At 70.8% G+C, this 13644-nt stretch carries 14 protein-coding genes; 7 read left to right on the forward strand and 7 right to left on the reverse strand.

The genetic code is table 11. The features are described 5' to 3' along the window. Positions 1-58: 58 nt before the first annotated feature. Positions 59-592, reverse strand: a complete 534-nt coding sequence (locus AB0H83_RS22310) for a Uma2 family endonuclease (protein ID WP_360097021.1) — start codon at positions 590-592, stop codon at positions 59-61. Between the two features lie 117 nt (positions 593-709). Here AB0H83_RS22310 and AB0H83_RS22315 point away from each other — a divergent pair, with 117 nt between their 5' ends. After that, positions 710-1801, forward strand: a complete 1092-nt coding sequence (locus AB0H83_RS22315; RefSeq protein WP_360097024.1) for a PLP-dependent aminotransferase family protein — start codon at positions 710-712, stop codon at positions 1799-1801. A 333-nt stretch (positions 1802-2134) separates the two neighbouring features. Next, entirely contained in the window at positions 2135-3274 is a 1140-nt protein-coding gene (corA, locus tag AB0H83_RS22320) for a magnesium/cobalt transporter CorA (protein ID WP_360097027.1), read from the forward strand. Positions 3275-3364: 90 nt separating this feature from the next. Here the strand turns inward: corA and AB0H83_RS22325 are convergent, their stop codons facing one another. Next, a complete protein-coding gene (locus AB0H83_RS22325) occupies positions 3365-3988 on the reverse strand; it encodes a hypothetical protein (protein WP_360097030.1) in 624 nt (207 codons plus the stop codon). Between the two features lie 176 nt (positions 3989-4164). On the opposite strand from AB0H83_RS22325, the gene AB0H83_RS22330 reads away from it, so the two are divergent. After that, the gene (locus AB0H83_RS22330; protein WP_033367257.1) at positions 4165-4704 is read left to right on the forward strand and encodes a peptidylprolyl isomerase; all 540 of its coding nucleotides are present in this window, start codon (positions 4165-4167) and stop codon (positions 4702-4704) included. A 25-nt stretch (positions 4705-4729) separates the two neighbouring features. Then, positions 4730-5695, forward strand: a complete 966-nt coding sequence (locus AB0H83_RS22335) for a rhomboid family intramembrane serine protease (protein WP_360097033.1) — start codon at positions 4730-4732, stop codon at positions 5693-5695. On the opposite strand, the gene AB0H83_RS22340 is transcribed toward AB0H83_RS22335, so the two are convergent. Then, on the reverse strand, positions 5692-6267 hold the full coding sequence (locus AB0H83_RS22340) for a TetR/AcrR family transcriptional regulator (RefSeq protein ID WP_360097335.1): 576 nt from the start codon (positions 6265-6267) through the stop codon (positions 5692-5694). The two genes, AB0H83_RS22335 and AB0H83_RS22340, sit on opposite strands and share 4 nt — an antisense overlap. Before the next feature lie 114 nt (positions 6268-6381). On the opposite strand from AB0H83_RS22340, the gene AB0H83_RS22345 reads away from it, so the two are divergent. Genes AB0H83_RS22345 through AB0H83_RS22355 form a run of 3 tightly spaced genes read left to right on the forward strand, consistent with a single transcriptional unit; the run spans position 6382 to position 9656 of the window. Further along, entirely contained in the window at positions 6382-6837 is a 456-nt protein-coding gene (locus AB0H83_RS22345; protein ID WP_360097036.1) for an SCP2 sterol-binding domain-containing protein, read from the forward strand. A gap of 6 nt (positions 6838-6843) precedes the next feature. Continuing rightward, positions 6844-8058 (forward strand): acyl-CoA dehydrogenase family protein, encoded by a 1215-nt coding sequence (locus tag AB0H83_RS22350; protein WP_360097039.1) that lies wholly within the window; start codon positions 6844-6846, stop codon positions 8056-8058. A 50-nt stretch (positions 8059-8108) separates the two neighbouring features. Further along, the gene (locus tag AB0H83_RS22355) at positions 8109-9656 is read left to right on the forward strand and encodes an AMP-binding protein (protein WP_360097042.1); all 1548 of its coding nucleotides are present in this window, start codon (positions 8109-8111) and stop codon (positions 9654-9656) included. Positions 9657-9668: 12 nt separating this feature from the next. Here AB0H83_RS22355 and AB0H83_RS22360 read toward each other — a convergent pair whose 3' ends face one another. The 4 genes from AB0H83_RS22360 to AB0H83_RS22375 are packed head-to-tail and all read right to left on the reverse strand — an operon-like array spanning position 9669 to position 13574. Then, positions 9669-10475 (reverse strand): hypothetical protein, encoded by an 807-nt coding sequence (locus tag AB0H83_RS22360; protein WP_360097045.1) that lies wholly within the window; start codon positions 10473-10475, stop codon positions 9669-9671. Continuing rightward, complete coding sequence (locus AB0H83_RS22365) at positions 10466-10957, reverse strand: SigE family RNA polymerase sigma factor (RefSeq protein WP_360097048.1); 492 nt, start codon at positions 10955-10957, stop codon at positions 10466-10468. The genes AB0H83_RS22360 and AB0H83_RS22365 overlap by 10 nt, the downstream gene beginning before the upstream one ends. Before the next feature lie 60 nt (positions 10958-11017). Next, positions 11018-12265, reverse strand: a complete 1248-nt coding sequence (gene purD, locus AB0H83_RS22370) for a phosphoribosylamine--glycine ligase (protein WP_360097051.1) — start codon at positions 12263-12265, stop codon at positions 11018-11020. Positions 12266-12287: 22 nt separating this feature from the next. Continuing rightward, a complete protein-coding gene (locus AB0H83_RS22375; RefSeq protein WP_360097054.1) occupies positions 12288-13574 on the reverse strand; it encodes an adenylosuccinate synthase in 1287 nt (428 codons plus the stop codon). Positions 13575-13644 lie beyond the last annotated feature (70 nt).

Below are 13644 nucleotides of genomic sequence, written 5' to 3' on the forward strand. Positions count from 1 at the left end.
CCCCCGGCCGCCCCCCCCCCCCCCCGCGACAGGGTGAAGGCCGCGACGCCGGGCGGCGTTAGCGGATCTGCCCGGGCGAGATGGTCACGGGAAACGGCAGGTCGGTGGCGAACGTGGCGCCGGCGGGCACTGTCGCCGTGGTCAGGTAGCCATCGGCGTGCGGGCCGGCCGCCGGGTCGGTGTGCACCGTCAGGGTGTGGCTGCGGGAGTCGAAGATCCAGAACTGCGGGATGCCCGCGGCGGCGTAGTCGTGGCGGCGCAGGACCAGGCCGGGCAGTGGGTTGCTCAGGGACATGACCTCGATGACGGCCAGGACGTCGGCGGCGGGGACCGCGTCGCCGTCGTCGTCGGGCGACTCGTCGAGGGAGCCGGCGATCGCCTCGGTCCCGGTCACGATCAGGTCGGGGACATAGGTGCGACCATCGCCACAGTCGACGCCGAGGCCGACGGCCAGGACGGTGAACTGCGAGGGGCACGCCTTGCGCAGGACCGTCTCGAGGCGGTGGCTGGCACGGCGGTGGGAAATGGCCGGCGTCGGGGGCGTGACCAGGGACTCGTCGGCCGCCCGACCCTGCACGCGCTGCGCTGTCATCACCGGCATCGTCATACCCGGCATGCTGCCACCAGGGTATGACATTTTCCTTTTCCACCTGGTGGAGCGGGTGGAACTCGGCTGAGCCGAGCGACACGGCTCTCGTAGGCTGGCGCCATGCAGCTCATCTCTTTCGCCCGTGGCGCACCCAGTCTGGACATCATCGACGTCGACGGGCTGAAGGCCGCTGCGGTGCGGGCCTTCGAGGCCGACCCGGCTGGCATCACGGCGTATGGCACGTCGGTCGGCTACCTTCCGCTGCGCTCGTGGATCGCGGCCAAGCACGGCGTCGACGCGGACCAGGTCATCGTGACCAACGGCTCGCTGCAGGCCGACGCGTTGCTCTTCGAACACGTGGTGAAGCCGGGTGACGCGGTGGTGGTGGAGAAGCCCACCTACGACCGGACCCTGCTCAACCTGCGCAACCTCGGTGCCGAGGTGCACCAGGTGACGGTCGACGCCGAGGGCATCGACATCGATGAGCTGCGCCGCCTGCTGGAGTCGGGGGTGCGCCCGACGCTGGCGCACATCATCCCCAACTTCCAGAACCCCGCCGGTGTCACCCTGTCGCAGGCGCGCAGGCAGGCACTGGTGCAGCTGGCCGAGGAGTTCGGGTTCACGATCTTCGAGGACGACCCGTACGCGGACATCCGCTGGCGGGGCGAGAAGCTGCCGACGATGCTGTCGCAGGACACGGCCGGGGTGGTCGTGCACGCGAGCTCGTTCACCAAGACGATCGCACCCGGGCTGCGGGTCGGTTACCTGGTCGGGCCGCAGGACACGATCGCGGCGATCGCGAAGCGGGCGACCAACCTGTACATCTCGCCGAGCATGGTCGCCGAGGCGATCACCCACCAGTTCTGCGTGAACGGCGACATCGAGCGGTCGATCGCGAAGGTGTCGGCGACGTTGGGTGAGCGGGCCCGGCTGCTCGCGGACGGGCTGCGCAAGCACGTGCCCGACGCGACGTTCGTGGAGCCCGACGGCGGCTACTTCCTGTGGGTGGAGCTGCCGGAGGACGTCGACACGACCGAGCTGGAGAAGGTGGCGGCGCGGGACTTCGGTGTCGCCGTGGTCAAGGGCAGCGACTTCCTGCTGGAAGGCGGGAAGCATTCGGTGCGGCTGGCGTTTTCGGCGGTACTGACGGACCAGGTCGACGAGGGCGTGTCCCGCCTCGCCGCCGCGATCGAAGCCGTCCGCAAAGGCTGAAGCAGGCGGCCCGAAGCGCTGAAGCGAGCGGTCTGCAATCGCTGAAGCAGACGGCCCGAAGCGCTGCGGCAGACGGTCCGAAGGCGCTGAAGCACGCGGTCCGGAAGGGCTTCGGCAAAAGCGACACCAAACCGTGATGGTGGGGTGGGTTCCGCAGTCGGCTCCGGATGGCCCAAAATCCAGCCCGGCGCGCTTTGCTGAATCGCGCTGCAGACATCACCCCCCGCCCCCCAACGGCACCGGGTGGGTCGACCGCGCCCCCACCCCCCACCTGCGGTCGACTCACCCGGTGCCTACTTTTTTGCCCCAGCTACGACACGGCGGGAGGTCGCGATGACCGACGAGCAACTCGCGGGCTCGTTCTCCAGGGCATTGGCCCGTCCGGTACGAGCGATGTCGCGCATCCTGAGCCCGGCCGCGCCCAGCACGGCGACGGTCGAGCCGCCGTCCACGACCAGTTCGATCGTCGACTGTGCGCTGTACGTCGACGGTGTCCGCCAGCCCGGCCAGTGGCACTACGCGGAGGCGCTCAACGCGGCCCGCAAGCACCGGAACGCGTTCGTGTGGGTCGGGTTGAAGGAGCCGGGCGGGCGGGAGATGGCCGCGATCGCCGAGACGTTCCGGCTGCACGAGCTGGCGGTGGAGGACGCGGTCAACTCCTCGCAGCGGCCGAAGGTCGAGCGGTACGGCGACATGACGTTCGTGACGATGCGCACCGCGCGGTACGTCGAGCACGCCGAGCTGACCGAGAGCAGCGAGGTCGTGGAGACCGGCGACGTGCTGATGTTCATCGGTGAGCACTTCATCATCACGGTCCGCCACGGCGACGCGTGCCGGCTGACGCCGGTGCGCACGGACCTCGAGCGGCGCCGGGAGGTCCTGGCGAGAGGGCCGTGGGCGGTCGCCTACGCGGTGGCCGACACGGTCGTCGACGTGATGATGGAGGTGGTCACGGCCATCGAGGAGGACGTCGCGATCATCGAGGACCAGGTGTTCAGCCCTTCCAGGGGCGGCAAGGGCAAGGACACCACCGATCGCATTCAGCGGGTGTACCAGCTCAAGCGCGAACTGATGGAGTTCAAGCGGGCCGTCCTGCCGCTGCAGCGTCCGCTGGGCGGGCTGGTCAACGGCCAGCTCGCCGAGGTGCCTGAGGAGATCCGCCGCTACTTCCGGGACGTCAACGACCACCTGATCCGCACGGTCGAGCAGGTCCTGTACCTCGACGACGTGATCAACTCGGTGCTGCAGGCGCGGCTTGCGCAGGTCAGCGTCGACCAGAACAACGACATGCGCAAGATCGCGGCGTGGGCCGGTATCGCCGCCGTGTGGACCTCGGTCGCCGGCGTGTACGGGATGAACTTCGACTTCATGCCGGAGACGAAGTGGGTCTTCGGCTACCCGGGCGTCATGACGCTGATGGTGGTCGCGTCGGCGCTGCTGTACCGCGCGTTCCGCCGGTCCGGCTGGCTTTAGCCTGCAAGAACAAAGAACAAAGTCTGCAGGAACAGAACGCGGACGGGCCGTCCCCCGTGGCTGGGGAGGGCCCGTCCGCGCGTCCGCGCGTCAGGAGCGGCTGTTCTTCGACGCCGCCGGCGGCATCGGGTGCTTGTCGTACTCGCCGCTGCCCGAGGGGCCGGTGTTGGTGGTCTTGCTGCCGATCAGGTCCGAGGCGCGGTCCTTGGCCGCCTCGCCCATCGTCTTGGCCTTGTCGACCCCGGCGTCCATCGTGGACTTCGCCGACTCGAGCATCGAGCCGGTGTCGCTGGTCGTGCGGGTCGAGCCGTACTCGTCCCAGGCCTGGTCGGCCCGGCGGCGCCGCATCATGGCGGTGGCCGCGCCGACCGCCGCACCCGCGATGAGCAGCCCGCCGAGGGTCATCGGCCAGCGGCGGCTGTTGCGGCTCTCCTTCTTCATCATCTTCGCTTTCCCCTTGCGCCCCATATTCTCGGCCTGCTTGCTCGCCTGGCGCGAACGGTCCCGCGCGATGACGACGATCGTCCCCGCCGTGCCGCCGGCCTTGGCGAGGCCCGGCTTGACCGCCTTGCGGGCCGTCTCGACACGGGGTGCCAGCGCACCCGAGGCGCCATCGGCGGCGTGCGCCGCGGCCAGCCGCAGGTGGCCCAGGCTTTCGCCGAGCTCCTCCTGCATGAGCCGGCGGTGCGTCTTCACCTCACGACGTCCAAACACTTGCTCCACCTCCATGGCCGCGAAACCTCGTCCTGCAGGGTTTACCCAGGCAGGACTTTCCGAACCGGTCCGCTGCTGGTCATCCTGCCGCGAACCGGCGGCCCGCACACCCGGATCCGCCAGAATCAGCGTCCGATACGGTGATGACGGAATGTCACCAAAGAAAGGGAGAACTGGTGGCCGAGCAACTGTTCGCGACGCTGCACACCAACGTCGGCGCCATCCGGCTGGAGCTGTTCCCCAACCACGCCCCGAAGACGGTTCGTAACTTCGTGGAGCTCGCCGAGGGCAGCAAGGAATACACCGACCCGCGCACGGGCGAGCCGGGCAAGGGCCCGTACTACAACGGCGTCATCTTCCACCGCGTGATCGACGGCTTCATGATCCAGGGTGGTGACCCGACGGGCACCGGCACCGGCGGTCCGGGCTACAACTTCAACGACGAGATCCACCCGGAGCTGCACTTCAACCGGCCGTTCCTGCTGGCCATGGCCAACGCGGGCATCCGCTTCGGCCAGGGCACCAACGGCTCGCAGTTCTTCATCACGCTCGGCCCGACGCCGCACCTCAACGGCAAGCACACCATCTTCGGCGAGGTCGTCGACGACGACTCGAAGAAGGTCGTGCAGCAGATCGGCGGCACGCCCACGGGCCAGATGGACCGCCCCCGCCAGGACATCGTCATCGAGCGGGTGGACATCGAACGGGTCTCATGAATGACGGCTGGCTAATCTTGTCAGCATGACTCAGCCGCCGGCGAACGTGGTCCCCCGCTGCTACCGGCACCCTGACCGCGAGACGTATGTCCGGTGCACCCGCTGCGACCGGCCGATCTGCCCGAATTGCATGAATGAGGCGTCGGTCGGCTTCCAGTGTCCGGAGTGCGTGCGCGAGGGTGCCAGGACGCAGCGTTCTGTCCGGACCGCGTTCGGCGGCGGCCGTGAAGGCGCCGCCGGTGCCGTGACGATCACGCTGATCGTCGTCAACGTGCTGGTGTTCATCGCCGGGGTGATCAGCTCCGGCAGCGCCGGGTCGATCGCCGGCGGCGGGCTCGGCGGGCTGCTGGGCGGCGGGACGCCACTGCACGAGTGGGGCTCGCTGGTCACGTACAACTCGCGGCCGGTGAGCCCGACCGAGGCGGAGATCGTCTCCGGCGGGCTGATCGACGGCCAGTACTACCGCCTCTTCACCTCGATGTTTCTGCACTACGGCGTGTTCCACCTGCTGATGAACATGTGGGCGCTGTGGGTGCTCGGCCGGCCGCTGGAGGCGATGCTGGGCCGGGCCCGCTTCGCCGCGCTCTACCTGGTGGCCGGGTTCGGCGGCAGCGTCGCCACCTATCTGTTCGCCAACCCGCTGAGCCAGACCGCCGGCGCGTCGGGCGCGATCTTCGGGCTGTTCTCGGCGCTGATCATCCTGCTGCGCAAGATGGGTCGCAGCGTCGCCGGGATCGTGCCGGTGCTCGTGCTGAACCTGATCATCACGTTCAGCGTGCCGGGCATCTCGATCACCGGGCACCTCGGCGGTCTCGTCGCCGGTGCGGCCGCGGCCACGGCGCTGGCCTACGCGCCGCAGCGGCACCGGACCATGATCCAGTCGGCCGTCCTGGCCGCCGTCGTGGTCGTGTTGGCGGTGCTGACCATGGTGCACACCGGTGGCCTCATGCCGACCGGCGAATACGTGGACCAGCTCAACCGGGGCAGCTAAGCCCGCCAGACACGGCCCTGCAGCAGCGAGTCGGCCCCGACCCAGACGAAGTTCATCATCCGCGTCGCGGTGTGGTCGGGGTCCTCCTCCTCGTGGTCGGCGAGCCAGTCGGCGAGGGACTCGGCGGCGCCGACGTAGGCGTAGGCCATCGCGGTGAAGTCGCCGGGGCGGCCGGGCACCTCCGCCGCGGTGGCGGCGCTCTCCAGCAGCCCGGCGACGACCTCGACGATCCTGGCCCGCATGCCGGCGAGCTCGCCGGCGAAGTGCGGCTCGCTGCGGGCCTGCCGGTAGAGGACCCGCCAGCCGTCGCGGTGCGCGCCGACGAAGGTGAAGAACGCCCGCAGGCCGTGCCACAGCTGCTCGTCGGGCCTGGCGGCGGGCCGCACCCCGGCCGCCACCGCCTCCATGAGCCTGGTGGCCTCCCGGTGCAGGCACGCGATGAACAACTCGTCCTTCGTGCCGAGATACGCGTAGACCATCGGCTTGGAGATGCCGGCGACTTCCGCGATCTCGTCCATCGACGCGGCGTGGAAGCCACGCTTGGAGAAGACGTGTACGGCGGCGTCGAGCATCTGCTGCTCGCGCACGACCCGCGGAAGTCGTTTCAGCACCTTGTCACCTTACCTACTCGTGCGTAAGGTTACGCATCAGTAGCTTATTTCCATGACCACGAAGGGCACACCGACATGGCCGACCTCGACGCACTGGGCGACTTCAACAACGTCGACCCGAAGCAGTTCGCGCAGCTCGTGAAGGGCGCGTCCGACGCGCAGCTCGGCGAGCTCATGGCGGGCCCGCAGCGCAAGGCGATCCTGGACACGATCTTCTCCCGCTTCCCGGAGCTGTTCCGCGCCGACCGCGCCGGCTCCACCAACGCGATCATCCACTGGACGATCACCGGCGCGCCCGACGGCGGCGCCGACACCTATGAGCTGGTCATCGCCAACGGCACCTGCGTGCTCTCGCCGAGCCCCGACCAGGAGCCGAAGCTCGCGATCACCGTCGGCCCGGTCGACTTCCTCAAGGTCGTCTCCGGCGCCGGCAACCCCATGATGATGTTCATGACCGGCAAGCTCAAGGCCAAGGGCGACCTGGGCCTGGCCGCCAACATCGCGAACCTGTTCGACATCCCGAAGGCGTAACGCGCCATGCCCGAGTTCTCGCTCGATCTGAACGAGGAACAGCGGGACCTCCGCGACTGGGTGCACGGCTTCGCCGCCGACGTCGTGCGCCCGGCCGCCGCGGAATGGGACGCCCGCGAGGAGACCCCCTGGCCGGTGATCCAGGAGGCGGCGAAGATCGGCCTCTACGGGTTCGAGTTCCTCGCCAACACCTGGGGCGACCCGACCGGCCTGTCGCTGTGCCTGTCCAGCGAGGAGCTGTTCTGGGGCGACGCCGGCATCGGCATGGCGATCTTCGGCACCAGCCTCGCGGTCGCCGCGATCTACGCCTCCGGCACGCCCGACCAGATGCTCGAATGGGTCCCGCAGTGCTTCGGCGACGCCGCCGACCCCAAGGTCGCTGCGTTCTGCACCACCGAGCCCGAGGCCGGCTCCGACGTCGGGTCGATGAAGACCCGCGCCCGGTACGACGAGGCCACCGACGAGTGGGTCATCAGCGGGCAGAAGGCGTACGCGACCAACGGCGGCATCGCCAACGTGCACGTGGTGACCGCCAGCGTCGAGCCGGAACTGGGCTCGCGCGGCCAGGCGGCGTTCGTCGTGCCACCCGGTACACCTGGACTCAACGGCAGCAAGAAGCTCAAGAAGCTCGGTCTGCGCGCCTCCCACACCGCCGACGTGTTCCTCGACGACGTGCGGGTGCCCGGCCGGTGCCTGCTCGGCGGCAAGGAGGCCCTCGACGCGCGGCTGGCCCGGGCCCGCGAGGGACGCCGGGCGCAGGGGCAGGCCGCGATGCGCACGTTCGAGCTGTCCCGGCCGGCGGTCGGGGCCCAGGCGCTCGGCGTGGCCCGCGCCGCGTACGAGTACGCGCTGGACTACGCGAAGGGCCGGGTGCAGTTCGGCCGGCCGATCATCGAGAACCAGGCCATCGCGTTCGCGCTGGCCGACATGCGCATGGAGATCGACGCCGCGCGCCTGCTGGTGTGGCGGGCCGCCTGGATGGGGCGCAACAACCGCCCGTTCGAGGCCGGCGAGGGCTCCATGAGCAAGCTCAAGGCCGGCGAGGTCGCCGTCGCGGTGACCGAGAAGGCCGTGCAGATCCTGGGCGGCGCCGGCTACCTGCGCGAACACCCCGTCGAGCGGTGGTACCGCGACGCCAAGATCTACACGATCTTCGAGGGCACCAGCGAGATCCAGCGCCTCGTCGTCTCCCGCGCAATCTCCGGCACCTACATCCGCTGACCGACGGCACCGGCCCCCCGCCGAGGGGCCGGTGCCGTTTTGAAGGAGCCATGGACACGCCCTTCATCCTGCGCACGATGGCAAGCCGGAAACTGCTCAACCCCGGCAGCCCCGCGCGGATCGTCCGCCAACTCAACGCGCTGCGCCGCTGGGGCTTCGGCCTCTACGGCGAGATGCGCTCCACGGCCGCCCGCGACCCCGACCGGGTGGCCGTGATCGATGAGGACCGCCAACTCACCTACGCCCAGCTCGACCTGCGGGTCCGCCGCCTCGCCAACGCCCTGCGGGCCGAGCACGGGGTCCGCGCCGGCGACCGGGTCGGCCTGCTGTGCAACAACTCCGCAGGCATGGTCGAGGCCATGCTCGCGCTGATCGCCCTCGGCGCCCAGGCCGTGCTCGTCAACACCGGCCTGGGCAACACGCAGCTCGAGGCGGTCGCCCACGACCAGTCGCTGACCCTGCTGGTGCACGACGACGACCTGCTCGGCCTGCTCGCCGCGGTGCCGCCGAACCTGCCGCGGCTGGCGATGTCGAAGACCGGCGGGCTGATCCACCGGGCCCCGTCGGCGGAGCTGCGACCACCGGCCGACGCCGGGTCGGTGGTCGTGCTCACGTCCGGCACGACCGGCGCCCCCAAGGGCGCGCGGCGGCGCAACCCGTCGAGCCTGGGGCCGCTCGCCTCCGTCGTGTCGCGGATCCCGCTGTACGCCGGCGAGCGCATGTTCGTCGCCGCGCCCCTGTTCCACACGTGGGGCCTCGCCGCCCTGCAGCTGTGCCTGGCGCTGCGGGGCACGATCGTCGTCGCCCGCCGATTCAGCCCCCAGTCGACGGTGGACGCCGTCCGCGCCACCGGCTGCACCTCGCTGTTCGCCGTGCCGGTGATGCTGCAACGGCTGCTGGAGGCGCCCGCGCCGATGCCGACGCTGCGGGTCGTGGCGACGTCCGGCTCGGCGCTCACCGGCCCTCTCGCGTCGCGGTTCATGGAGGTGTACGGGCCGGTGCTGTACAACCTGTACGGCTCCACCGAGGCGTCCTGGGCGTCGATCGCGACCCCGGACGAGCTGCGGGCCGCGCCCGGGACCGCGGGCCGCCCGCCGCACGGCACCCGGGTCGCGATCCTGTCCGACAACGGCACCGAGCTGCCGAACGGCGTCATCGGCCGGATCTTCGTCGGCAACGACATGCTCTTCGAGGGCTACACCAACGGCACCGGCCGCGAGTCGCACGGCGACCTGCTGGGCACCGGCGACCTCGGCCACCTGTCCGCCGACGGCCTGCTGTTCGTCGACGGCCGGGAGGACGACATGGTCATCTCCGGCGGCGAGAACGTGTACCCGGCCTCCGTCGAGGACGTGATCGCCGAGCTACCGCAGGTGCGTGAGGTCGCGGTGGCCGGGGTGCCGGACGAGGAGTGGGGGCAGCGGCTGGCGGCGTGGATCGCCCTGCACGACGGCGAGTACGTCGACCCCGACGCGGTCCGCGAGTACGTCCGGCACCGGCTGGCCCGGTTCTCCGTGCCCCGGGACGTGTACTTCGTCGCCGCGCTGCCGCGCAACGCCACCGGCAAGGTCGTGCGCCGACGTCTTCTCGGCGACTGACAGCGTCGGCGGTCAGGGGTATAGCGTCAACGCCGGCGTCATGACCAGGTCGATGAGCTGCTGCTCGGTGAGCGGGGTCGGCCCGCCGGGCGGCGTCGCACGGGTCAGGGCCAGCAGCAGGGTGCCATCAGGGCGCACCGCCCATACGTCGATGCCGTAGCCGCCCGTGACGTCGCTGCGGATCAGCAGCTCGGCGCCGCCGAGCGCGGCCGACCGGCAATGGCCTCCGGGCTGCGCGCACTGCTCCTGGGCGAACACCCGGAACTGCTCGGGGGTCTCCGTGGTGGCCTCGACCCGCACCGACATCACCCCGCCCTGGAGGTTGAACCCGGCGGTGTACCCGACCTGCGGGCCCCCTTCCTTCTGCACGAGGGCGGGCAGCGGACTGCCGTCCCGGGCGTTGGTGAACATGGCGCCCGGCACGAGGCGCGGCAGCAGCGCGGTGAGCTCGTCGCTGAGGCGGGCGATCGCGCTACCGCAGGGCTCGGTGACGGGCACCAGCGGTCGTAGCTCGGGCTCCTTGCCGGCGTTGCCGGACAGCGCGGTCACCGTGGGCGATGGCACGACGCACGCCGCCGGCGAACGGGTCGCGCCGGCTGCCACCGACGGCGGGGCGAGCCCGGGGCTGTGATCCGTCGGCTGTTGCGACAGGTACCAAGGCAGCGCGACCCCCGTGGCGAGGACCGCGACCGTCAGGGCCCCGGCCGCGGCCCGCAGGCGGCGGGAGCGGCGGCGCTCGCCGGCGATGAGCTGGTCGACGTCGATGCTCGTGACCGGCGGGTCCTGCGTGGCGGCGCGCATGGCATAGGTCAGGTCCACAGCGGTTCTCCCTCCTGGAGGCCGGCCCGCAGCGACTCCAGCGCGCGGGCGGCCTGGCTCTTGACAGTGCCCTCGCTGCAGCCGAGCGCCTGCGCGGTCTCCTCGACGGACAGGTCGCAGAAGTACCGCAGGACCAGCACGGCCCGGCGGCGCGGAGGCAGTCCGGCGAGGAGGGCGAGCACGTCGAGCCGCTGGTCGCTGTCCTTGCCGCTCGCCGGCCGGTCCGGCAGGCGGTCGGTGGACGACTCGCGCCGCCACGGCCGGCGGCGCTCGTCGAGCCACGCGGACATGAGCATGCGCCGCGCGTACGCGTCGAGATGGTTCATCTGCGACGCGCGTTTCCAGTGCCGCAGCAGCTTCACCAGCACGGTGGACGTGAGGTCATCGGCCAGGTGCCAGTCGCCGCATAGCAGATAGGCGGTACGCCGCAGGCGGTCCAGGTTGCCCGCGACGTATTCGCGGTATGCCTGCTCGGTGGGCATCCGTGCTCCCTCCCCATTCGGGTTCACCAGGAGAACGGAGGCTGGCGCACGCAGGGTTGCCTACGGGATCGTGATAGTGCCCTTTTCCGCGGCGAGCGCGATGTCGCTGCGGTGCTGCGCGCCGTCGAAGGTGACGCCGTCGACGAGACGGTAGGCGGTCGCGCGGGCCTCGGCCAGGGTGTCGCCGGTCGCGGTGCAGGTCAGCACCCGGCCGCCGGCGGTGACGAGGGCGCCGTCGGCGCGGCGGGCCGTGCCCGCGTGGATGACGCCGGGGACGCCGTCGGCGCCGGTGATGACGTCGCCCTTGCGGGCCGACTCCGGGTAGCCGGCGCTGGCCATGACCACGCACACGGCCGAGCCTGGCCGCCACGCCAGCGGCGGGTCCTCGGCCAGCTGACCGACCGCGGCGGCGTGCAGGACCCCGGCCAGCGGCGTCTCCAGCCGGGCGAGGACGACCTGGGTCTCCGGGTCGCCGAAGCGGCAGTTGTACTCGATGACCTTCGGCCCCTGGGCGGTCAGCGCCAAGCCGACGTAGAGCACACCGGAGAACGGCGTGCCGCGGTGCCGCATCTCGGCGAGGGTCGGCTGCACGATGCTCGCCATGACCTCCTCGACCAGGCCCGCCGGGGCCCAGGGCAGCGGCGAGTAGGCGCCCATGCCGCCGGTGTTGGGGCCGGTGTCGCCGTCGCCGATGCGCTTGAAGTCCTGGGCCGGCTGCAGCGGCACGGCCGCGGTGCCGTCGGTGACGACGAACAGCGACACCTCGGGCCCGGCGAGGTACTCCTCGACGACGACCCGCTCGCAGGCGGCGCCGTGCGCGAGGGCCTCGTCGCGGCTGCCGGTGACGACGACGCCCTTGCCGGCGGCCAGGCCGTCGTCCTTCACCACGTAGGGCGGGCCGAACGTGTCCAGCGCGGCCGCCAGCTCGCCGGCGGAGGTGCAGACGAACGAGCGGGCGGTGGGCACGCCCGCCGCCCGCATCACGTCCTTCGCGAACGCCTTCGAGCCCTCCAGCTGCGCCGCCGCCTTCGACGGGCCGAAGCAGGCGATGCCCTTGGCACGGACCGCGTCGGCGACCCCCGCCACCAGCGGCGCCTCCGGGCCGACCACGACCAGGTCGACGGCGCGCTGCACGGCGAGGCCGGCCACCGCGTCCGGGTCGAGCGGGTCGACCTCGGCGTTGACCGCAATCGCGGCCGTGCCCGGGTTGCCCGGGGCGCAGATGAGGTCGGTCACGGCCGGGTCGGCGGCCAGGGCCGCGGCGATCGCGTGTTCACGACCGCCGGAGCCGAGCAGGAGTACGCGCACGACGACAGATCGTACTGCCCTGCTAGATGAGGCTGTGCCGCACCACGTTCTCTTCACGCCCGGGGCCTACCCCGACGATCGACACGCGGGTGCCGGCGAGCTCCTCGATCCGCTCGATGTAGCGCTGCGCGTTGACCGGCAGGTCCGAGAACTCGCGGGCCTTCGAGATGTCCTCCCACCAGCCGGGGAGCTCCTCGTAGACCGGGGTCGCGTGGTGGAACTCGGTCTGCGTCATCGGCATCTCGTCGGTGCGCTTGCCGTCCACCTCGTACGCGACGCAGAGCGGCACCGTCTCCAGGCCGGAGAGCACGTCGAGCTTCGTGACGACCAGGTCGGTGATGCCGTTGAGGCGGGTCGCGTACCGGGCGACGACCGCGTCGTACCAGCCGGTGCGCCGCTCGCGCCCGGTCGTCGTGCCGTACTCCCGGCCGATCTTGCGCAGGTGCACGCCGAAGTCGTCGAACAGCTCGGTCGGGAACGGCCCCGAGCCGACCCGGGTGGTGTAGGCCTTGGTCACGCCGATGACCCGGGTGATCGCGGTCGGCGGCACGCCCGCGCCGACACAGGCGCCGCCCGCGGTCGGGTTGGACGACGTCACGAACGGATACGTGCCGTGGTCCATGTCGAGCATGGTCGCCTGGGCGCCCTCGAGCAGGACCGTGCGGCCCTCCTCCAGGCCCTTCCAGAGCACCTGGCGGGTGTCGGTGATGTACGGGCGGAGCCGCTCCGCGTAGGTGAGGTACTCCTCGACCACCGCGTCGACGTCGATCTCCTTGCGGTTGTACACCTTGAAGAGAACCTGGTTGCGCTCGCGCAGCACGATCTCGAGCTTCTTGCGCAGGATGCCCGGGTCGAGCAGGTCCTGGACCCGGATGCCCATCCGGGCCACCTTGTCGCCATATGCGGGGCCGATGCCGCGGCCGGTGGTGCCGATCCGGGACGAGCCGAGGTAGCGCTCCACGACCCGGTCCAGGGCCCGGTGATGTGGCATGATGAGGTGTGCGTCACCCGATATCATCAGGCGGGACACGTCGACGCCGCGCTCCGCGAGACCGTCGATCTCGACCAGCAGCACCTTCGGGTCGATCACGACCCCGTTGCCGATGACGATGGCCGCATTGGGCCACAGCGCCCCCGACGGCATGAGGTGCAGGGCGAATTTCTGCCCATCCGGCGTCACCACGGTGTGACCCGCGTTGTTGCCGCCGGAATAGCGCACGACGTAGTCGACGTCGCCGCCAATCATGTCGGTAACCTTGCCCTTGCCCTCGTCGCCCCACTGAGCGCCGATGAGCACGATCGCTGGCATCGTCTGTTGCCCTCTCCAAAGGGTCGGGCGCCTTAACGGGTCGCCCAGAGTGCCAGGCTAACAACCGCGT

Source organism: Dactylosporangium sp. NPDC050688 (assembly GCF_040654515.1).
GTDB lineage: Bacteria > Actinomycetota > Actinomycetes > Mycobacteriales > Micromonosporaceae > Dactylosporangium.

Excerpts from the sequence above, each read along its gene's own strand:
- AB0H83_RS22310 (WP_360097021.1), bottom strand. The coding sequence starts at position 592 with ATGACAGCGCAGCGCGTGCAGGGTCGGGCGGCCGACGAGTCCCTGGTC.
- AB0H83_RS22315 (WP_360097024.1), top strand. The coding sequence starts at position 710 with ATGCAGCTCATCTCTTTCGCCCGTGGCGCACCCAGTCTGGACATCATC.
- corA (WP_360097027.1), top strand. The coding sequence starts at position 2,135 with ATGACCGACGAGCAACTCGCGGGCTCGTTCTCCAGGGCATTGGCCCGT.
- AB0H83_RS22335 (WP_360097033.1), top strand. The coding sequence starts at position 4,730 with ATGACTCAGCCGCCGGCGAACGTGGTCCCCCGCTGCTACCGGCACCCT.
- AB0H83_RS22340 (WP_360097335.1), bottom strand. The coding sequence starts at position 6,267 with ATGCTCGACGCCGCCGTACACGTCTTCTCCAAGCGTGGCTTCCACGCC.
- AB0H83_RS22345 (WP_360097036.1), top strand. The coding sequence starts at position 6,382 with ATGGCCGACCTCGACGCACTGGGCGACTTCAACAACGTCGACCCGAAG.
- AB0H83_RS22350 (WP_360097039.1), top strand. The coding sequence starts at position 6,844 with ATGCCCGAGTTCTCGCTCGATCTGAACGAGGAACAGCGGGACCTCCGC.
- AB0H83_RS22355 (WP_360097042.1), top strand. The coding sequence starts at position 8,109 with ATGGACACGCCCTTCATCCTGCGCACGATGGCAAGCCGGAAACTGCTC.
- AB0H83_RS22365 (WP_360097048.1), bottom strand. The coding sequence starts at position 10,957 with ATGCCCACCGAGCAGGCATACCGCGAATACGTCGCGGGCAACCTGGAC.
- AB0H83_RS22375 (WP_360097054.1), bottom strand. The coding sequence starts at position 13,574 with ATGCCAGCGATCGTGCTCATCGGCGCTCAGTGGGGCGACGAGGGCAAG.